The sequence below is a fragment of the Alloiococcus sp. CFN-8 genome (genome assembly GCF_049943125.1).
In the GTDB taxonomy this organism is placed as follows: Bacteria; Bacillota; Clostridia; order Clostridiales; family Clostridiaceae; genus JAEXZL01.
In genome coordinates, this window is the sequence record NZ_CP188040.1 from 2,071,523 (window position 1) to 2,092,492 (window position 20,970).

General features: G+C 36.8%; 19 protein-coding genes, 1 riboswitch and 1 other annotated feature. Of the genes, 16 read left to right on the plus strand and 3 right to left on the minus strand.

Annotated features, from left to right (window positions below):
• The first annotated feature begins 33 nt into the window (after nucleotides 1-33).
• The 7 genes from ric (at nucleotide 34) to ACPWSR_RS09545 (ending at nucleotide 7,986) form a co-directional block, all read left to right on the plus strand.
• Entirely contained in the window at nucleotides 34-753 is a 720-nt protein-coding gene (gene ric, locus ACPWSR_RS09515; protein WP_426348000.1) for an iron-sulfur cluster repair di-iron protein, read from the plus strand.
• Nucleotides 754-932: 179 nt separating this feature from the next.
• Nucleotides 933-1,631, plus strand: coding sequence for a type 1 glutamine amidotransferase domain-containing protein (locus tag ACPWSR_RS09520; RefSeq protein ID WP_426348001.1), 699 nt, complete (start codon nucleotides 933-935; stop codon nucleotides 1,629-1,631).
• A gap of 366 nt (nucleotides 1,632-1,997) precedes the next feature.
• Complete coding sequence (locus ACPWSR_RS09525) at nucleotides 1,998-4,664, plus strand: cation-translocating P-type ATPase (RefSeq protein WP_426348002.1); 2,667 nt, start codon at nucleotides 1,998-2,000, stop codon at nucleotides 4,662-4,664.
• A 300-nt stretch (nucleotides 4,665-4,964) separates the two neighbouring features.
• On the plus strand, nucleotides 4,965-5,297 hold the full coding sequence (locus tag ACPWSR_RS09530; RefSeq protein WP_426348003.1) for a hypothetical protein: 333 nt from the start codon (nucleotides 4,965-4,967) through the stop codon (nucleotides 5,295-5,297).
• A 209-nt stretch (nucleotides 5,298-5,506) separates the two neighbouring features.
• Nucleotides 5,507-5,962, plus strand: coding sequence for a PaaI family thioesterase (locus ACPWSR_RS09535; protein WP_426348004.1), 456 nt, complete (start codon nucleotides 5,507-5,509; stop codon nucleotides 5,960-5,962).
• A 19-nt stretch (nucleotides 5,963-5,981) separates the two neighbouring features.
• Nucleotides 5,982-6,797: a BadF/BadG/BcrA/BcrD ATPase family protein gene (locus ACPWSR_RS09540; protein ID WP_426348005.1), complete on the plus strand. Its 816-nt coding sequence runs from the start codon at nucleotides 5,982-5,984 to the stop codon at nucleotides 6,795-6,797.
• A 307-nt stretch (nucleotides 6,798-7,104) separates the two neighbouring features.
• Nucleotides 7,105-7,986, plus strand: coding sequence for a serine/threonine protein kinase (locus ACPWSR_RS09545; RefSeq protein ID WP_426348006.1), 882 nt, complete (start codon nucleotides 7,105-7,107; stop codon nucleotides 7,984-7,986).
• A 91-nt stretch (nucleotides 7,987-8,077) separates the two neighbouring features.
• Here the strand turns inward: ACPWSR_RS09545 and ACPWSR_RS09550 are convergent, their stop codons facing one another.
• The 3 genes from ACPWSR_RS09550 to ACPWSR_RS09560 all read right to left on the minus strand — a co-directional run bounded on the left by ACPWSR_RS09550 (nucleotide 8,078) and on the right by ACPWSR_RS09560 (nucleotide 10,425).
• Nucleotides 8,078-8,947, minus strand: a complete 870-nt coding sequence (locus tag ACPWSR_RS09550) for a carboxypeptidase regulatory-like domain-containing protein (RefSeq protein ID WP_426348007.1) — start codon at nucleotides 8,945-8,947, stop codon at nucleotides 8,078-8,080.
• The gene (locus ACPWSR_RS09555) at nucleotides 8,947-9,696 is read right to left on the minus strand and encodes an MSCRAMM family protein (protein ID WP_426348008.1); all 750 of its coding nucleotides are present in this window, start codon (nucleotides 9,694-9,696) and stop codon (nucleotides 8,947-8,949) included. The genes ACPWSR_RS09550 and ACPWSR_RS09555 overlap by 1 nt, the downstream gene beginning before the upstream one ends.
• A 102-nt stretch (nucleotides 9,697-9,798) precedes the next feature.
• Complete coding sequence (locus ACPWSR_RS09560) at nucleotides 9,799-10,425, minus strand: DsbA family oxidoreductase (RefSeq protein WP_426348009.1); 627 nt, start codon at nucleotides 10,423-10,425, stop codon at nucleotides 9,799-9,801.
• Nucleotides 10,426-10,734: 309 nt separating this feature from the next.
• On the opposite strand from ACPWSR_RS09560, the gene ACPWSR_RS09565 reads away from it, so the two are divergent.
• The 9 genes from ACPWSR_RS09565 (at nucleotide 10,735) to ACPWSR_RS09605 (ending at nucleotide 20,930) form a co-directional block, all read left to right on the plus strand.
• Nucleotides 10,735-12,189 carry an alpha-amylase gene (locus ACPWSR_RS09565; RefSeq protein ID WP_426348010.1) on the plus strand — a complete coding sequence of 485 codons (1,455 nt, stop codon included), beginning with the start codon at nucleotides 10,735-10,737 and terminating at the stop codon, nucleotides 12,187-12,189.
• A gap of 11 nt (nucleotides 12,190-12,200) precedes the next feature.
• A complete protein-coding gene (locus tag ACPWSR_RS09570) occupies nucleotides 12,201-12,803 on the plus strand; it encodes a histidine phosphatase family protein (protein ID WP_426348011.1) in 603 nt (200 codons plus the stop codon).
• 52 nt (nucleotides 12,804-12,855) lie between these two features.
• Nucleotides 12,856-13,404: a bifunctional adenosylcobinamide kinase/adenosylcobinamide-phosphate guanylyltransferase gene (gene cobU / locus ACPWSR_RS09575; RefSeq protein ID WP_426348012.1), complete on the plus strand. Its 549-nt coding sequence runs from the start codon at nucleotides 12,856-12,858 to the stop codon at nucleotides 13,402-13,404.
• Between the two features lie 8 nt (nucleotides 13,405-13,412).
• Nucleotides 13,413-14,162 (plus strand): adenosylcobinamide-GDP ribazoletransferase, encoded by a 750-nt coding sequence (gene cobS, locus ACPWSR_RS09580; RefSeq protein ID WP_426348013.1) that lies wholly within the window; start codon nucleotides 13,413-13,415, stop codon nucleotides 14,160-14,162.
• 84 nt (nucleotides 14,163-14,246) lie between these two features.
• A riboswitch (cobalamin riboswitch) is annotated at nucleotides 14,247-14,428 on the plus strand.
• Nucleotides 14,429-14,585: 157 nt separating this feature from the next.
• Nucleotides 14,586-15,515, plus strand: a complete 930-nt coding sequence (locus ACPWSR_RS09585) for an ABC transporter substrate-binding protein (protein WP_426348014.1) — start codon at nucleotides 14,586-14,588, stop codon at nucleotides 15,513-15,515.
• A gap of 35 nt (nucleotides 15,516-15,550) precedes the next feature.
• A complete protein-coding gene (locus ACPWSR_RS09590) occupies nucleotides 15,551-16,597 on the plus strand; it encodes a FecCD family ABC transporter permease (protein WP_426348015.1) in 1,047 nt (348 codons plus the stop codon).
• A gap of 1 nt (nucleotide 16,598) precedes the next feature.
• The gene (locus ACPWSR_RS09595; protein WP_426348016.1) at nucleotides 16,599-17,372 is read left to right on the plus strand and encodes an ABC transporter ATP-binding protein; all 774 of its coding nucleotides are present in this window, start codon (nucleotides 16,599-16,601) and stop codon (nucleotides 17,370-17,372) included.
• A 269-nt stretch (nucleotides 17,373-17,641) separates the two neighbouring features.
• Nucleotides 17,642-17,891: a binding site (T-box leader), on the plus strand.
• 61 nt (nucleotides 17,892-17,952) lie between these two features.
• A complete protein-coding gene (locus ACPWSR_RS09600; RefSeq protein WP_426348017.1) occupies nucleotides 17,953-19,167 on the plus strand; it encodes an aminotransferase class I/II-fold pyridoxal phosphate-dependent enzyme in 1,215 nt (404 codons plus the stop codon).
• A 68-nt stretch (nucleotides 19,168-19,235) separates the two neighbouring features.
• Nucleotides 19,236-20,930 (plus strand): M3 family oligoendopeptidase, encoded by a 1,695-nt coding sequence (locus ACPWSR_RS09605; RefSeq protein ID WP_426348018.1) that lies wholly within the window; start codon nucleotides 19,236-19,238, stop codon nucleotides 20,928-20,930.
• Nucleotides 20,931-20,970 lie beyond the last annotated feature (40 nt).

The following is a 20,970-nucleotide window of genomic DNA, read 5'->3' on the forward strand; positions in this document are numbered from 1 at the left end:
GAGCGAAAAAAGGATGAGGAGAGGGAGATAGGGATGAGTGAAGTTTTAGTGGATAAGAGAGAGCTGCTGCTTGGTGAGAGCTTGGGGAGTATTGTGGCTGGTGTTAGAGGGGCGGATAGGATTTTTGAGGAGTTTAAGCTGGATTTTTGTTGTGGTGGGGATATTTCCTTGGGGGCTGCTATTGAAGAGAAGGACCTGGGGGAAGAGGAGATTGTTGAGAGGCTCATGAAGCTTCTTGAAGAGAATAGTACTGCTGCTGTGATGGTGGATTGGAGGAAGGAGGATCCTCTGAAGCTTATTGATTATATTTTGGAGGTTCATCATACCTTTGATAGGGAAGAGCTTACCACTATACAAAGGCTTTTGGACAAGGTGTTGAGGGCACATTATAAGAAGCATCCTGAGCTTTTGGGAAAGATAAATAAGCTGTTCTACTCTTTAAAGATGGAGCTGGACGAGCATTTTTTGAAGGAGGAGCAGGTGCTGTTCCCCATGCTGGCAGAATATTTCTCTTTAGATGTTAAGGATGAGGTAAAGCTAAAGGAGATAGAGGCCTATATTAATGAAACGGAGGAGGAACACGATGGTGCTGGTTCCATCCTTGAGGAAATAGATGAGGTGACAGAGGGCTATACTGTTCCAGAGGGAGGCTGCAGAACCTTTGAGCTTTTGTACAGTCACATAAGAGAGCTTACCATGGATATTCATAAGCATATCCATCTAGAGAATTCAGTGCTTTTTAAAATGCTATAATTATAGAACCCTGGTTGATTGGAATATATCCTTAACTGGGGTTTGTTTTTATTTATGAAATAAATAATGTTAATAAAAAAATAAAACAAAGACAAAACCATATTCATATTAAGACTGTATCATATTAAACAAGCTGAAAAGTTAGCTTTTAACAAATAAGGCTAAAGGAGGCAGATTTAATGAAGAAAAGAATTTTAACTGTAGTGACTAATGCTAGTCAGCTGGATAGCAAAAGAGATACAGGCTTATGGCTCAGTGAGCTGGTGGATTTTTATCATTTCTTCAAGGAAAAAGGATTTGTTGTGGATATAATGAGTCCTGAAGGTGGAGGCGTACCTCTTGATGAGCTAAGCTTAACACCTATAGCCTTAACAGGAGCTTCAAAGGATTATTATGAGGATCCGGAGTTTATGGATAAGCTAAACAATTCATTAGCACCCATGTCTGTGAAGGAAGAGGATTATGACTGTATTTATTTTGCCGGTGGTCATGGAACCATGATTGACTTCCTGGATAGTATAAAAATCCAGGAGATGGTGAAAAATATCTATGAAACTGGTGGAGTTGTAGCCGCTGTATGTCACGGCCCCGTGGCTCTCCTTAATGTTAAGCTTTCTAATGGGAAATTTTTATTAGATGGTATTAAGGCTACAGGCTTCTCCGACGTGGAAGAGACTCTCGTAGGAGCTAAGGATAACATTCCTTATTCTCTAGAGGAGGAAATGAAAAATAGAGGGGCAGATTACCATAAAGCTTTAATACCCATGACTTCCCATGTAGAGGTATCAGGAAATCTAGTTACAGGACAGAATCCTGCTTCTGCGGAAAAGGTTGCTGAAGAAGTGTATGAATTACTCCAAAGAATCCCTTTGATATAAATGTTAATGAATGAATATTCTGCTCAACTAAATGTTGACAAGTTCATGAATTAATGTAGAATATAAACATAAGGGGAGTAGCATGCGCTCTAGCGTTAATCATTCGTCACTACGGATTATCCCGGATGATTACTAAGATGCAAGACCTTTGTACTGGGAATACCAGTGCAAAGGTCTTTTTTATGTATAAGAATATATTTCTTCATAGCAGCCTGAATAAAAATTGTCTTTTCTAGAATAGCTAATTAGTTATTTTTGATAGTAAATTTCATAAGCTTACTAACTAATCAAACATCGGAAGCTAAGATAGGAATTAATTTAGTATTGTACATAAGAAAGACCTAAAAAAATAAGGGAGGGAAACGAATGTATCATAATGAAGATGTCAAAAAGATACTGAAGGACTTCAATGTTGATCAGGAAAGAGGATTGACTACGGAGGAGGTATCTTCAAGACGAGAAAAATATGGAAGCAATGAACTTACTGCTCAAAAGCAGAGAACCATGCTTCAAATGCTAATTGCGCAGTTAAACGACCCACTGATCTACATATTGGTTATTGCTGCGGTTATTTCAGCCTTCACAGGAGAGGTAAGTGAAGCTGTAATCATAGGCTTGGTTGTTGTTCTGAATGCTGTAATTGGTGTGGCCCAGGAATCCAAGGCTGAAAAGGCCATGGAGGCTCTCAAAAAGATGTCTACCCCAAAAGCCTATGTTCGTAGAAATGGAGAGGTCGTAGAATTAGACTCCAAGGATATAGTTCCTGGAGATATAGTTGTTCTAGATGCAGGTAGATACGTACCTTGTGATATTAGACTTATAAGCTCCGCTAACCTTAAGGTAGAGGAATCAGCTCTTACTGGTGAATCAGTACCGGTAGAAAAGGATGCTGCTTTAGTTTTAGAGGGAGATGAGGTTGCTCTAGGAGATCAGAAGAACATGGCTTTCATGTCTACTCTTATAACCTATGGTAGAGGAGAAGGGGTTGCTGTTGCTACTGGTATGGAGACTCAGATAGGAAAGATTGCTAAGATGCTGGAGCAGAGTGAAAATGAACAGACACCTCTACAGAAGAAGCTTGCAGAAATAGGTAAACTCTTAGGAATTGCAGCTCTTATAATTTGTGTATTAATGTTTGCCATCGCATTATTCCAGGGAAGAGACCTATTTGAAATGTTCTTAACCTCTATTTCTCTTGCTGTTGCAGCTATACCAGAAGGTCTTCCTTCAATAGTAGCAATAGTGCTTGCTATAGGTGTTCAGAGAATGGTTAAGCATAATGCTATCGTTAGAAGACTTCCTGCTGTTGAAACCTTAGGAGCAGTAAATGTAGTTTGCTCTGATAAAACAGGAACCTTGACTCAGAATAGAATGACAGTAACAAAGGTATATGTAAATGGAGCTCTTAAGGATGCTGGCTCTGTAGATATAAATAATGAAACAGAAAAGTTATTCCTAGAAAATATGACCTTATGTAATGATGCTACCACAGGAACAGAGTCTAAGACTGGTGATCCTACGGAAATTGCCCTTTTAGACCTATCCTTGAACTACGGTATTACAAAAGCTGAAATAAATAAGGCACATTCTAGGGACAATGAGTTACCCTTTGACTCTGATAGAAAGCTTATGAGTACCATAAATAATTATGGTGGTAAGTACTATGTAATGACAAAGGGTGCTATAGATAATATCTTAAATATTGCTGATAATATAATGATAAATGGTGAGGTAAAACCTCTAACTCAGGCAATTAAGGATGAAATAATGGAAGCTTCCAATGCCATGTCTGAGGCTGCTCTTAGAGTTTTAGGCTTTGCTTATAAAGAGGTACCTACTTATGAAATCGAACCTGAGGATATTGAAACACAGCTTACAGTCCTTGGACTTGTAGGTATGATAGATCCACCAAGAGAAGAGGTTAAGGACTCTATAGAAACCTGTAAGCAAGCTGGTATCACTACAATTATGATAACTGGTGACCATAAGAAAACTGCTTTGGCTATAGCCAAGGAGTTGGGTATAGCTGATAATGAAAACCAAAGTGTATCTGGTGTAGAGCTGGATGCCTTAACTGATGAACAGCTGGCAGAAAGAGTTAAGAATCTAAGAGTATTTGCTAGAGTATCACCAGAGCACAAGGTTAGAATAGTTAGAGCCTTCAAGGCTAATGATAATATAGTTTCCATGACTGGTGACGGTGTTAATGATGCTCCTTCTCTAAAGGCAGCAGACATTGGAGTTGCCATGGGTATAACCGGTACTGATGTTGCTAAGGGTGCTGCAGATATGATACTTACGGACGATAATTTCTCAACAATTATCCGTGCCGTTGAGGAAGGTAGAAATATCTTTGCTAATATAAAGAAGTCTATATTATTCCTTCTTTCCTGTAATATAGGAGAAATTGTAGCCTTATTCTTTGCTATACTTTTAGGTTGGGCTGCTCCATTAGAGCCTATTCATATTCTTTGGGTTAACCTGGTAACAGATACTCTTCCAGCCTTATCTCTAGGTATGGATCCTGGTGACCCTGATATTATGTCCTACAAGCCAAGAAGGGCCAAGGACAGTATATTTAAGGGAACCATGGGCTTCATGATACTTAACGGTGTGCTTATTGGTGTACTTACCTTGATAGCCTTCTATATCGGTGCTGTAGAAGAGAATGGTATCCACGGACTTGCAGCGCTGCATCCAGATAATCTTAATGGTGATGCTTTAGTGCATGCACAGACCATGGCCTTTATAGTGCTTAGTGCATCACAGCTTATCCATTCACTTAACCTTAGAAATGTTAATAAGAGCATATTCTCCGTAGGTTTATTTACTAATAAGTACCTTATCGGTGCCATAGTTGTAGGTATACTACTTCAGGATATAGTTATCACTGTACCTTTCTTAGCTAACCTATTCAATGTTTGGGATTTAGCTCTTAATGATTGGCTGATAGTTTCGGGCTTAGCATTAGTTCCACTGATAGTTAATGAAATTATTAAGCTCTTCAAAAGAGGTAAGGTTCAGGAAGCATAAATTTAATAAATAGTTTTTCAAAGAGGTCCTGCGTATAGGGCCTCTTTTTTATAAAGTTAATTGTTTGATCTTATTGAATGTAATACATTTATTTCAAAAATTGTAGAAAATTAAACAAAGATTAAAATAGGTTATCATTATATATGTGGGGTTATCTAATTATGTAAAGAATTATTATGTTTAACTATTGTAAATAGTCATAAAATATACTAAAATATAAATAAATGTTGTTATTAATTTAACAAGTTATGACCTTAATAATTATATATGAATATACAAATGGTATTGGGAGGATATGAAATGAGCAAATATAAAGTAGGCGATGAACTAATAATTATTAATGACCCAACAAAAGAAGGTGAAAAGCTTAAAAGTATGACAAGCCTTACCTGTGATGGGGAATATGCACAGATTTCCTGGGGAATAAAAATTCTTAATGTGGAATATGATAAGCCTAATGTTACCTTAACCTATAAGAGTGTTGATGGGGATGAAAATAAGGTTTTTGCTGTATGCAGAGATGTGGCTAACTTTAATCATGAAATGGTTCTTGAAAAAGCTTTATTAAAGGCTTTCCAGAATGAAATGATAAATTTATCCGTTGGTAAGAATGCTCCTTTAAAGCTAAAATAGACCATTAATAATAAAAATAAGTAGAGTACTAAATAGAGGATAGCTAGCTTGTGGGTTAGTTATCCTTTATCTTTATAATAAAAAAATTCAGATTTTGTTTCTTTACAGCCTATATCTCAATTGTTATTATTAAATTATCCTTCTAACAATATTTGCAATAATTAAAAAAATATATCTATACACTAATTTATAACCTAAGAGGAGAAAAAATGGATAGTAATAAATCGAATAAAGAAGAATTTTTGGGTAGAATAGGTTCTATCGAAGAACGAATTAGAGAAAGCTTAAAGGGAGCTCTTGTAGAAGATCTTATACCAACCCTAATTAGCTGTGACTTTGAAAAAGGTATTGCAGAGTTTAAATTCTTTGTAAAGGATAATATGAGAAATAGTATGGGAATAGTCCATGGAGGCATTATAAGCACCTTGCTGGATAATGCAATGGGAATGACCACAAGCAGTCTTATAAATAAAGGGTGGACACCTACGGTGAATCTTCAGGTTTCATTTCTAAAGCCAGTAAAGCCTCAGGGGGTAATCCATATTTCAGTAAAGGTAATATCCTCAGGAAGAACCTTTATTAATACAGCAGCAGAGCTTTGGTCTGAAGAAAAGCCAGAGCGAGTACTGTCATCTGCAACAGGAATATTTTACATAAAGGAATAAAAAATTGGAGGAAATGATTATGTCCTGTGTTATAGGTATTGATATAGGGAGCAGCACCACCAAGGCTGTTTTATTTAGAAATGGGAAGCTCATAGGTTCTCAAAAGGTAACAGCAAGTGATAATGTTGCTTCAGCCTACGGTGCTTATGGAAAGCTACTAAAGGAATGTAGAGTATCTACAGAAGAAGTGGAAAAGGTAGTACTTACAGGTGTAGGTGCCTCCAGCTTTAAGGAAGGATTTTTTAACTATCCCACTACCTTTGCAGGAGAATTAAGAGCTATTGGACTGGGGGGAAGGTATCTTACCGGGCTTGATAAAGCTCTTGTGGTAAACATGGGCACTGGAACTGCTTTTATAAAGGTCTTGGGCGATGAGATAATTCATCTAGGAGGCTCTGGTGTTGGAGGAGGAAGTCTTTTAGGCTTGTCTAAGCTTTTGATTTCCACAGATAATATAGATAAGCTGTCTAAGCTTATCCATAAAGGCGATCAGAGTAGGATAGATTTAACCTTGAAGGATGTTTCTAAGGAGCTGATTGACGGTCTCAGTATGGATACTACCGTCGCAAATTTTGGGAACATATCTCCAGATGCTCAGAGAGAGGATGTGGCTAGAGGTCTAATTAATATGGTATTCCAGGTTATAGGAATGATGGCTGTATTTGCTGCAAGAGAGGATAATATTCAGGAGGTTGTCCTTGCAGGAAACTTGGCAACCCTCAAGGAAGGATTATTTGTTTTTAAGGATATTGAAGGCTTACATAATATTAAATTTATCATTCCTGACTATGCCGAATATACCACTGCTATAGGTGCAGTAATGAGTGCAATATAAAGGAATGCTTACAATAGGGAAAAATAATTAACATTATGAGAAATAAAGGAGCTGAATTTTTATGGCTCCTTTATTTTTATTGATTATTTTTTTATAAAAAAGTTACTAACTATCCTTTATTTAATAAATACAACAAAAATATTTAAAAGAAAATTATAAGATAGGGGAACAAGGCAGAATTTAACATGTTTTTAGTTAATGGTGAGTGAACTCTTAATATAATGTTAAATGGCCGTTTCCTTTAAAAATTGTAGTATTTCTTATAAAATATAAACAATGATTTAACTAAGGATAGGAGGAGTACCTAATGCTAAAAATAGGAGATATTATTGGTGATAAATATCATGTGATATCACTTTTAGGAAAAGGTGGTATGGGTACTGTTTATTTATGTAGAGAAATGAAGAGCTCGTCCTTTTTTGCTGTAAAGGAGATTAAAAAAGATAAAAGAGCTTACAATTATGAGGCTGATATTCTTAAAAGGCTAAAGCATAAGAGTGTTCCAAGGCTATACGAAACCTTTGAAACCTCTTCCTGCTTTTATATGGTTTTAGACTATATTGAAGGAGAAACCCTGAAGGATAAGGTTCTGAAGGGAACTCTTGGACAACTAGAAATAATGAGGATTTTACTGGACTTAATAGAGGTATTAGAATATATACACAGTCAGTCTCCTGCAATAGTTTATGGGGATCTAAAGCCTAATAATGTTATTATAAAGCCTAATGGTGAGGTTGTTCTTATTGATTATGGCACATCCAGACCCTATGATTATAAGAAAAAACAAGCTGAGGTATATATGGGATCTTTAGGCTATGCTGCACCGGAACAGTATGGTCATGGAATTATTACCCCTGCTGCGGATATTTATGGCTTAGGGGCTGTTTTATACTACATATTTTTGAAAAAGGGACCTGATAATGCCATGGAGGCAATAAAGGAAAGGAATTATCCTGATACTATACCTTTAAAGTATAGATACATAATAAGGAGGTCTCTTCAGATAGAGCCTCTAGATAGATATATATCCATAGAAGAATTCAGGAAGGATTTACTTTCTAAAAGAGATTTTTATGAGGATTATAGGATGCTTTCTTTAGCTAATAGCATGGAAGAAGGGAAAACCATCGAGTTTTTTAGGATGCCTGATTACAATTACTATAGGAGCTCAGGAACAGCAGGGATATAACATCATAGGATAAAGCTAATACATAAAATACCCTAGATTCATTATCTAGGGTATTTTTACAGCTCTGATATATTAATGATGCGAAGCTTAATTACTTTAAGACAAAGTCTTTATTAAAGTCTTCAGAGCCATTTAAAGGTGAGTATACTCTATAAGCTCCTGGAGGAAGACCAGAAAAAACAAAAAGACCCTCAGCATTAGCAGTTTGAACTTCTTTTAGGATAAAGTCCTTTCCCTGGAGCTGATACAAAAAAACAGGAACAGCACCAAAGATTTTTCCTCTTCCACTTACAGTTCCCGAAATACTTCCTAATTTTTCTCCTATAGCAGTGAGAGTAATATCTATAGGCAGCCTGTCATTTCCGAGAACCTTTACGTTGATGGGTTTTGAGCTCTCATAGCCTAAGGCTTCAACCTGAAGGGTAAAGTCTCCAGGAAGCAAGTTATATATTATATATTCACCCTTTTCACTGGTAACACCATCGGCAGATTTTATACTTCTCCCTCTATAGCTTAAATAAACCCTTCCATCGGAGACGGGGTTACCTTCTGTATCTGTTACAGCTCCGTAGACTATACCTTTATCAACGGCGCTGTCAGCTATAAGGTCAAAATAAACCTTTGTAGCCTTATTTTCCTCTACAACTAAGGATTGTATTCTGGAGGGGATATAACCGCTGGCATAGGCTGCAATTTTATAAGCTCCTGGAGGGATTATTTCTTTAAATAAAAAAATTCCATTGCTGTCGCTATAGGTTTTAAACAGTTCCGTAAGATTGCTATCCATTACTAAAATTAATGAGTTTTCTAAAGGAGACCTTTCATATAAAACCTTGCCAGCAACAATTGTTTTATATTGTATAGTACATTTTTTTAGGGTTAAATTTACCTGTTGAAGCTCTCCAGCCTTTAAAGCTATGGGAGAGGTGCTGCTTATATAATAGGTCCTGTCTATAATCATTAAGCCTCCTCCTTTCTATGGGCAGCTGCCTTAATAATATAATTACCAGGAGGAATAAGAGTGAAGGCATATTGACCTTCATTGTTTGAAAAGGTAGAGCTTATTAAGAGCTCCGTATTATTTATCACTGAATATAGAGCTACGAGAATATTTTCTAAGGGCAGATCAGTGCTTTCATCTCTTATAACCCCGTGGATAGAGCTTAGATGATTTCGTAGGTCCTCTTGAAGACAAAGATTCAACCCTATGCTTTCCTTGAAGTTAATATTGATATTTGTGCTTTTATAATTAATAAAACCATCCTTATATATAGTAAGAGAGTATATTCCTATGGGAAGGCCTATAAAAAGGTATTCTCCCTTGATGTTGCTCTGTACCTCACCAATAACTTTATAGCTGCCATTACTAAAGGTTTTTAGCTGCACCACAGCATCCATCACTGGAATTCCTCTTATATCCTTTATAATACCGAAAATAGAAGAACCGTTATCTTCTGCATAGACACTTTGCTGTGCTTCAAGATTAATAGAAGAGCTATTATTATTATTATTATTATTATTATTATTATTATTATTATTATTTTGTACTGCGGTATTTTGGAGTGCATTAATTTCAAGGATGTCATTTTCTGCTTTAGTGCTGCTTTCATCACTTACAGACTTTCCCCTGCGACGTACTGTTACAGAAATCCTCCTGTTTCCAGTAGTGCTATCATTATTGTTAAGTACATTATTTTCTAACCTGGGCATAAGGCACCCCCTTTCTTGTTAATTTATAATATTCAAGAAAAGGTGAAAAGGACATTAAAAGAACCCAAAGAAAATAATTTTCTTTGGGTTCTCTTTGCCTTATTAACTATTTTTATTGTTGAACACTTTATTCTCGTAAATTTCAAGAAGCAATCCTTCAAATACCTCCAGAGGCTGTGCTCCACTGAGCCTATATTCATCATTGATGATAAAGGTTGGTATGCTGTGCACGTTATCTGAAGCTGCAAGCTTTTGGTTTTCTTCAAGCTTTTCTAAGTATGCTCCTTCGTTGAGTTTTTTTACCATTTCCGCTGAATCTAAGCCAACGCTGTCTGCTATCCGCCCTAAAACCTCGGTGCTGGATATATTTTCTTGATTACCGAAGTATTCTTTAAAAACCTTAAAAGAAAACTCCTCATATTTTCCTTTTTCTCTTGCATATTCTGCAGCCTGCAGAGCAAGGGAGCTGTTGTAAATATAGTCCAAATCCTTAAAAGGAAGCTTAAAATACTTTGCTCTCTCTATTAAAGGACTAAGCAGATTTTTAACCTCAAAGCCTTTGAAATAATCAGAAAGACTCATGCCTTCATCAGGAAGCTCTGGGTTCATCTGATAGCTTATCCATTGGTCTTCAATTATAAAATTCTTCTTTAATTCCCGGATAATACCTTTTCCTAAATAACAGAAAGGACAAGTAAAATCTGAATATATCTTTATATTATATTTCATACTATCCCCTCTTTTCTTATGACCTGATAATCACTATTAAATGATTACAGATATCAATAATTTTTGTGTTATAGTTATTATATGAGAAAAGGGATTATTATACAAGGAAAATTTAGCTATAAGAATAAAATTTATACTTTGTCAATATTTCAGAATATTTAAACATTTACAGTGTAAAGTTTCTGTTATTTATGTTAACTTTTCATAATAAAACTATTAGAGCTTCTCAATATGATGTAATATATTATCATTATTTTATTCAGATTATGTTGTTATGTCTTCCCGTATGTGTAAAGGATGGTGATTAACATGGGAAATCATACTATGTTCCAGTATTTTGAATGGTATCTAGAAAACGATGGACAGCATTGGAAGAGACTGAAGGAGGATGCAAAGGAGCTTGCTGATATAGGTATAACAGCCCTATGGATTCCACCAGCGTATAAAGCAATAGCTCAAGGTGATGTAGGCTATGCTACCTATGACCTTTATGATCTTGGAGAGTTTGATCAGAAGGGTACTGTAAGAACAAAATATGGTACTAAAGAGGAGCTTAAGGAAGCAATAAAGGAGCTGCACAGACATAAGATTCAGGTATATCTCGATGCTGTTTTGAATCATAAGGCTGGGGCAGATAAAACGGAAAGATTTATGGCAGAAGAGGTAGATTCTGAAAATAGAATGGATGTTTTAACTGAACCCTATGAAATTGAAGGTTGGACAAGTTTTTTATTCCCTGGAAGAGGGGATAAATATTCAGATTTTAAATGGAACTGGTGTCATTTTACAGGAACAGATATAAATGTGGATACAGGAAAGAATGCTATATATAGGATAATAGGAGAGCATAAGTTTTGGTCTGATGAGGTGGACAAAGAATTTGGTAATTATGATTATTTGATGTTTGCAGACATAGACTATGAGCATCCTGAGGTTTATAATGAGATTATAAAGTGGGGAGCTTGGATAGTATCAGAGCTGGAGCTGGATGGTTTCAGGCTTGATGCTATAAAACACATAAAGAGATCCTTTATAATGGATTTCTTAACTAAGGTTAGAGAAGCCGCTAATAAGGAAGACCTTTATGTGGTAGCAGAATACTGGGTTAATGATATAATGGCTCTTCAAGAAACCCTTGAGAGTATAGATCACGGGATAGATTTATTTGACGTAGCTCTTCATTATAAATTTCATGAAGCCGCTAAGGCAGGAAAGGATTATGATTTATCTAAGATATTTCAGGATACTCTTGTGGAGAAAAACCCTATCCATGCGGTAACCTTTGTGGACAATCACGACTCACAGCTTGGTCAATCATTAGAATCCTGGGTGGAGGACTGGTTTAAACCCTTAGCCTATGGAATGATACTTCTGTGGAAGGATGGTTATCCCTGTGTATTTTATGGTGATTATTACGGCATAGGAGGAGAAAATCCTTTAGATGGGAAAAAGGATATCCTAGATAAGCTTCTATATATAAGAAAGCATTATGCTTATGGTGATCAGACAGAATACTTAGACCACCCCAATGTTATCGGTTGGGTAAGAAATGGGGATCTGGAGTTTGAGGATTCTGGTTGTGCAGTTCTAATAAGCAATGGAGACGATGGGGATAAGCTTATGCATGTAGGAGAGGAAAGAGAAGGAGAGGTCTGGGTAGACTATCTGAGAGGAATAGAAGAAGAGGTTATCATTGGAGAGGATGGTTGTGGGCTCTTTAAGGTAAAAGGAGGCTCCATTTCTGTCTGGATAAAGAAGTCATAGGAGGGAGCTAATTGAGGTTATATTTGACAAGGCATGGAGAGACAGAAGGTAACTTTAACGGCAGATACTGCGGTATATGCGATACTCCACTTACGGAAAGAGGGAAGGCTCAGGGGTTAGAGCTTTCCCTTAAGCTCCGTGGAATTCATTTCGATGATATTTATGTAAGTCCGTTAAAAAGATGTAGAGAAACTCTTTCCCTTGCTCTGGAAAATGAGGCTTTAGGAAGAGAAGAGGAGAGGCTTCGGGAAAGGAGCTTTGGAATCTTTGAAAATAAAACCTATGAAGAAATTTTAGAGAGGTATCCTGAGGAAGAGAGATTGTGGTCAATGGATTGGAAAAACTATAGGCTTCCAGGAGGGGAGAGCACCTCAGAGGCTTATGAAAGAATAAAGTCTTTTGTTAAGGAGCTGGAAGAACAGGCAAAAATGGAGGATGCTTTAGAGGAGAGGGAGATACTGATTGTAACTCATGGAGGGATAATTAAGCTCTTTCTTTGTTATGTACTGGGAGAAAACCTTGATTTATTCTGGAAGCTAAAGTCCGATACTGCTTCTGTCAGTATATTAAACTGCTCCCAGGGCTTTTGGTCTATTGAGAAGGTTAACTTTTAAAATATGGGAGTTAGATTTAGAATAAAATTACGTAAACATAGGGGATGATAGAGTGGGAAGAGTAATTCTTATAACTGGAGGAACTAGAAGTGGTAAATCAACCTTTGGAGAAAGTCTTTTAAAGGATGAAAAGGAAGTATTATATATAGCTACCTCAAAGATTACTGATCAGGAGATGGAGGAAAGGGTAAGGCGTCATAGGGAAAGAAGGCCGGCAGTATGGGATACCCATGAAGGCTATAGAAACTTGTCACAGATCATAAAGGAAAGCCACAAAAAATTTATCCTTTTTGAATGTGTGGGCACCATGATAACCAATATTCTTTTTGATGAGGAGAGGGATTTTGAAGCCATTGATAAGAATCAAATAGCAGACATAGAAAAGGATATTAACCTTGAGCTTAAAAATCTTGTGGATACCTGTAATAGCTTAGATAGAACTCTTATCATAATTACTAATGAGGTTGGTATGGGATTAGTATCAGAATACCCCTTAGGAAGAATTTTTACAGACATTATAGGTAGGGCAAATCAACAGCTAGGAGCCTTATGCAGTGAGGCTTATTTTGTTGCCTGTGGTATACCCTTAAGGCTTAAGTAGGAGGAGCTATGAAGAAATATTATCAGGATTTTTTACTTATGGTTCAGCTGCTCACAAGGATTCCTGTAAGGAAGGAGCTTCCCTGTAGAGATGAGAACTTTAGAAGGGGGGCATATTTTTTCTTTGTTATAGGAATTATTATAGGTTCTCTTCAATATGCTTTTTATAGGTTATTGGATGGTAATATACCAGATTATTCAATTTCTATCCTATTAATACTCATAGATGTGTTTATTACGGGAGGCTTCCATATAGATGGCTTTGGAGATAGCTGTGATGGCTTCTTTGCCGCTAAAGGGAGAGATAAGGTATTAGATATAATGAAGGACAGTAGAATTGGAACCTTCGCTGCCATAGGGATAATTATTAATCTTCTAATTAAATTTGAAGCTTACAAATTTATTGCTGTAAATGGTGAATTCAGTGGAATTCTGTTTTTTATTCCAATGATTAGCAGAGCGGCTATGGTTTTTTTATGCCTAATTGGTAGGCCGGCTAAGGAAGGAGGCCTAGGTAACCTTTTTATAAATAACGTGGGCATTGGTCAATTGCTAGTTAATATTTTAGGTACAGCAGCTATGGGCTTTATAGCAGGAATAGGCCTTGAGACTCTCATGTTTTATTTAATCGCTGTATCAGTAGTAGCTTGGTTATTCAATAAGCTTTGTGAGGATAAAATAGGTGGTATAACTGGAGATTCTTTAGGTGCTATAAATGAGCTGGTAACTCTGACTCTTCTTTTATTTATTACTATATAACTTGGAAATCTGTTATAAGTTAAAAGCTATGGTTGAAATTGTATAATAATATAACTATAATATAGTAGAAGTATAAGTGATATTAACTAAATAGTTGTCATAGGTGCCTTTTTAAAGGTGAAAAGGGAATGTGGTGCAAGTCCACAACAACCCCCGTTACTGTAATTGAGGACTGAACCTTAGTGTAACCACCTCTGTTTTGGAGGGAAGGATAAGGGAAGGGAAGATTCAAAAGTCAGGAGACCTGCCTGTGATTTATTTCTTATAAGCCTTCGGTGGGAGGGTGTTAGAAGCAGGGGATTTATCATCTTCTCTAATGAAAATTAGAATTCTAATAACGCCATGCCGAAGCATAGCGTTTTTTATTTTGCATGAAATTAAAGAATAGAAGAGCTCTGTTCTTTAGAAAAGGGAGGGAAAGAAATGAAAAGATTAAAAGGTATTATTATACTTATGACAGCCATGGTATTCATGATGATTTTTTCTGCATGCACCAATGAGGATGTGGCTAAAGGCAATGGTGAAAATGGAGCTGATGGTTACTATCCCATAGCTATAGAGGACTCCTTGGGAGAAAGCTTAGAGATAAAGGCGGAGCCTCAGAGAGTGATAGCGCTAGCTCCTAATATAACAGAAATGCTCTATGCCTTAGACTTAGGAGATAAGGTAGTTGGAAGGAACAGCTATTCTGATTATCCAGAAGAGGTGTTGGAGGTAGAGACCGTGGGAGATTTTGTGGATTTAGATATAGAGAAGATTGCTGAGCTTCAGCCAGATGTGGTTATAGCCTCAACCTTCTTTGATGAGGATCTTCAAAATAAGTTTAAAGAGCTTGGTATTATAGTTATTACACTATACGATGAAAATAGCTTTGAAGGAGTTTATGAAGGGATTGAAGTTTTAGGAAAGGTCTTCAATGTAGAAGAGAAGGCAGAAGAGGAAATAAGTAGGATAAAGGCTGAGGTGGAGGAGGTTCAAAGCCTCGTTAAGGATGCTGAAAAGCCTAGCGTTTATTATGTTGTAGACTATGGCCAGTCAGGAGACTATACAGCCACCGGTGAGACCTTTATAAGCAGGATGATAGAAATTGCTGGTGGAGAAAATATTGCTAAGGATATTACAGGCTGGGTTTATAGCAAAGAGCAGCTGATTGAACAGGATCCTGATATAATACTTCTTTCTCCTTATTATTATGAGGGCTTTATCTCAGGAGAGGGTTATAAAGAGCTTTCTGCAGTTAAGAATGAAAAGGTCTATGTAGTGGATAACAATCTTTTAGATAGACAAGGCCCTAGAGCTGGGAAGGCAGTGGAAGAGCTAGCAAAGATATTACATCCTGAGCTCTATAAATAATGATTAAATTAAGCAGTTAAGAAAGAGGACGACATATGGTTAAGTGGATAGGTAGAAATAAAAAAAAGGCCTTTCTATTTCTATTATTAATATTTATTTTTTTGGTGCTTGTAGCTATTACCTTGGGAACAGCTAGCATGAGTATTGGAGAGGCCTTTTATGCTCTTATAAAGCCTATTCCTATTTTGGGGGAGCTTGTATCCCATGAGACTTCTACAGCCTCAGGAGTTATTATTTATAAAATTAGATTGCCAAGAATACTCATGGCTTCTTTAGTAGGAATGGGGCTCAGCGTGGTAGGAACCTCCTTTCAGGCGGTTTTCAGAAATCCCATGGCAGATCCCTATGTTCTGGGCATATCCTCAGGAGGAGCCTTGGGAGCTGCAATAGCAATGCTTTTAACTGCCTGGGGGTATTCATTGCCCTTCAGTGCCGTGACTATATTTGCCTTTGCAGGAGCTCTTATTACTTCCTTTTTGGTATATAATATTGCAAGAGTAGGCAACAGCCTTCCTACGGTTAACCTGCTTTTAGCAGGAATAGCTATAAGTTATCTTTTATCTGCCTGCCTTTCTATACTAATGGTGTTTAATAGCAATTATATGGAAAGGATAGTATTCTGGACCTTAGGGAGCTTTAATGCTGCTAGCTATAGTCAGCTTGGAATAGTAGCGCCGGTAATCTTCATTGGTACCATATTAATGTATGGACTATCAAGAGATTTGAACCTAATGCTCACGGGAGAGGAATCTGCTAAAAGCTTGGGTATAGAGGTGGAGAAGGTTAAAAAGCTCATTATAATCATAGGCTCCTTAATAGTAGCTGCAGCGGTAGCCTTTTCTGGAGTTATAGGCTTTGTAGGACTTTTAGTACCACACATGCTGAGAATGGTTTTAGGGCCTAATCATAAGAGTCTAATACCCTTTTCTGCCCTGGGGGGAGCTATATTTCTTTTATTCTCCGATACTGCTGCTAGATCCATACTGCCAAGCTCAGAGCTTCCCGTAGGAGCAGTAACAGCTCTCATAGGAGCACCCTACTTCATATTTTTATTTTTAAAGTATAAGAAGAGGGGGATGTAGTATGGATAGTACTGTAAAAGTTCAGGGATTAAGCTTTAGCTATGGTAAGGATGAAATTTTAAAGGATATAAACCTCTCCTTTGAGAGGGGTAAATTTTACTCTATCATAGGTCCTAATGGATCTGGGAAAACGACACTCCTTAAGAATATAGGTAAGACCTTTAATGTTCCTAAGAATAATATATTCCTATTAAATGAAGATATTTATTCTATGAATAATAAGGAGGTAGCAAAAACTCTTGCGGTGGTTCCTCAAAATATAGCCATAGAATATGATTTTACTACCTATGAGGTGGTATTGATGTCGAGAACCCCATTTAAAAAGAGGTTTCAGGATTATAATAGTGAGGATTTTGACAGGGTTCAAAGGGCAATGAAGCTAACGGATACCTGGGAGCTAAAGGATAAGCCCATAACCTCCTTAAGCGGGGGAGAACAGCAGAGAGTTATAGCTGCTAGAGCACTGTGCCAGGATACTCCCATAGTGCTTTTGGATGAACCCACCTCCCATTTAGATATACAGCATCAGATTAGCTTTTTAAATATCTTCAAGGAGCTGAAGACAAAGCTAACAGTAATAGCGGTTATGCATGATCTTAATTTAGCCTCTCTGTACAGCGATGAAATTATACTTTTAAGTAAAGGAAGTGTATTGGCTACCGGTTCTCCTTCTAAGGTGATAAACAGGGAGAATATTAAGAATGTATATGGGATAGAGGTGGATATAATAAGGAATACCTCTAACGGTTCTCCTTATATACTTATAAAAATATAGCTGAAAAACAAAAAAGACCTGTCTTAAAGTTGATACTAAGACGGGTCTTAACTGCATAAACAGTTAAAAATCATATTTAGATTATCGGTAAGTAAATTATATTATTACCTGGGAGACTTGTCAATATTAACTAAATTTATGCTATAGCTGTTTGTTAAGATTATACGTAATATATTAGTTATTATAAAAGATGCGACTTATTATTTAGAATTGTGAAATAATTATGTTGACTTTCAAATATTTATATGATATAAATATTGATAATTTAAAAAATAGTGATGATAAGAAGGAGTAAATATTATTTTTCGTTTCAGAGAAAAGATGTTTGGTGAAAATCTTACGAGGATAATATTGAAGCAGTCTTTGAGCTATGAATCCGAAAAATCTATTTTTAGTAGGCTTCATGGGAGCTTCCGCCCTTAGAAGGAAGCAGCACATAATATTTTTGTGCTGACAGAGTGCAGAGAGATAGTTGTCTCTGAATTTAGGTGGTAACACGGATGAGAGTTCGCCCTAAGCTTTTTTATAAAGCTTGGGGCTTTTTTATTTAACAAAAATAAATGAGAGAAGAGGAAGTAATATGAGAACCTTTGATAAATCCATTAAGCTGGATAATGTTTGTTATGATGTTAGAGGACCTGTAGTTGATGAAGCAGATAGGATGATTGCTAATAATATTGAGATTTTGAAGCTTAATATAGGCAATCCAGCTCCCTTTGGCTTTAGTGCCCCAGAGTCACTGATAAAGGATATGATGAGTAATCTCATTAACTGCCAGGGGTATTCAGACTCAAAGGGACTAAAGGATGCAAGGGAAGCTATAATGAAATATAGCGAAAAAAAGAATCTACCTAATGTCAAGGTAGATGATATTTATACGGGCAATGGAGTAAGTGAGTTAATTACCATGTCTATGCAGGGCCTTCTCAATGAAGGAGATGAGATATTGATACCATCCCCTGACTATCCTTTATGGACAGGCGCTGCAAATCTAGCAGGGGGTAAGCCTGTTCATTATATATGTGATGAGGGGTCAAATTGGTATCCAGATATTCAAGACATTGAAAAAAAGGTTAACGATAAAACTAAAGGGATAGTTGTAATTAATCCTAATAATCCTACAGGAGCACTTTATCCTAAGGCGGTTTTACAAAAGATAGTAGATATAGCAAGGAAGCATGAGCTGATCATTTTTGCTGATGAGATATATGATAGGCTTGTTATGGATGGGAAGGAACACGTGTCTATAGCTTCCTTAGCTCCAGATTTATTTTGTGTAACCTTTAATGGATTATCAAAGTCCCATAGAATTGCTGGCTTTAGATGTGGTTGGATGGTTCTAAGCGGTCCTAAGGACAGGGCTAAGGGCTATATAGAAGGTCTTAATATGCTCTCTTCCATGAGGCTTTGTGCCAATGTACCCTCTCAATCAATAATAAAGACTGCTATAGAGGAATATAATTCAGCTGATGAGCTGTTAGCTCCAGGTGGTAGGATATACGAGCAGAGAGAATTTGTATATAATGCAGTGAATTCAATACCAGGGCTCAGTGTTGTAAAGCCAGAGGGCGCTTTCTATATGTTTCCTAAAATTGATGTTAAGAAATTTAATATAACCAGTGATGAGAAATTCGTTCTGGACTTTTTAAGGGAGCAGAAGGTCTTAATGGTTCATGGTGGAGGCTTCAATTGGAGAGAACCAGATCATTTTAGAATAGTATATCTTCCTGAGGTATCACAGCTTAAAATAGCTATGGACAAGCTAGAAGTATTCTTGAGGGGCTACAGACAATAATATTTAATTGCTAATATTTCATAATAATCTTATAATTTATATAATAGTAAATTTTAGGAGGACATCATATGAAGTTTAGTGAGTACAAGTACGAACGAATTGATTTTAAGGCTGTTGAAGAAAGCTTCAATAAGCTTATTAAAGAATTTAATGAAGCAGGCTCCTTTGAAGAACAGAACAATGTCATGAAGGAAATAAATAAGCTTCGGAATAAAGTAGAAACCATGGCTGTTCTGGTACAAATAAGGCATACCATAGACACCACAGACAAATTCTATGAAGAGGAAAATGACTATATTGATGAGATTATGCCATTATATTCTGGGTTAACAACAGAATATTATAAGGCAATAATAGGTTCTAAGTTTAGAGAAGAGCTGGAAAAGGCATGGGGAAAGCAGCTGTTTAAGCTGGCAGAACTAGCTATCAAGACCTTTAAGCCTGAAATTATAGAGGACTTGCAGCAGGAAAATAAGCTGAAATCTGAATATACAAAGCTTAAGGCTTCAGCTAAGATTGATTTTATGGGAGAAGAAAGAAATTTATCAGGTATTACTCCATTTCTTCAGCACAAGGATAGAGAAATAAGAAAGCAAGCTGTAGAAGCTAAATTTGGTTTCTTTAAGGAAAATGAAAAGGAATTTGATAGGATATATGATGAGCTTGTTAAGATCAGAACCAAGATTGCAAGGAAGCTAGGTTATAAATCCTTTGTAGAGCTTGGCTATGACCGTATGAGCAGAGCTGATTACAATGCTGATATGGTTAAAAATTACAGAGATCAAGTGCTTCAGTATGTTGTTCCTGAAACTACTGCCTTAAGAGAAAGACAGAGGGAAAGACTTGGCCTTGATAAGCTTTATTTTTATGATGAAGATATTGCATTTAACTCTGGAAATGCTACCCCAAAGGGAGATCCTCAGTGGATAGTAGATAACGGCAGAAGGATGTATTCAGAGCTTTCCAAAGAGACAGAGGAATTCTTTGATTTCATGATGGAAAATGAGCTCATGGATTTGGTAAATAAAAAGGGTAAGGCTGGTGGAGGCTACTGCACCTATATTGCTGATTATAAAGCACCATTTATCTTTAGTAACTTCAATGGGACCAGTGGAGATATAGACGTACTTACACATGAGGCTGGGCACGCATTCCAGGTATACTCCTCTAGAAGTATAGGAATTCCAGAATATGCGTTTCCGACCTATGAAGCTGCAGAGATTCACTCCATGAGCATGGAATTCTTCACCTGGCCTTGGATGGGACTGTTCTTCCAGGAAGAGGAGGAAAAGTATAAGTTTGATCATCTCTCCAGCGGACTTTTATTCCTTCCATATGGCGTTACTGTAGATGAATTCCAGCATGAGGTTTATGCTAATCCAGATATGACACCAGAGGAAAGAAAGGCTAAATGGAGAGAGATAGAGAGGAAGTATCTTCCCCATAGGGATTATGAAGGCAATGACCTTCTTGAAAGAGGTGGCTTCTTCTATCAACAGGGACATATATTTGAGGACCCATTCTATTATATAGATTATACCTTAGCTCAGGTTTGTGCCTTCCAGTTCTGGAAGAAGTCTAGAGAAGACAGAGAAAAAGCCTGGGAGGACTATTTAAGATTATGTAAGGCTGGAGGAAGCAAATCCTTCTTAGAGCTTGTTGACCTTGCAAATCTAAACTCTCCCTTTAAGGATGGCTGTATAGAGGAGGTTATGGTACCTATAAAGGAATATCTTGACTCTGTGGATGATAGTAGCCTTTAAAACAATAGACCGCGCTGCGGTCTATTTCATTATTATGTAA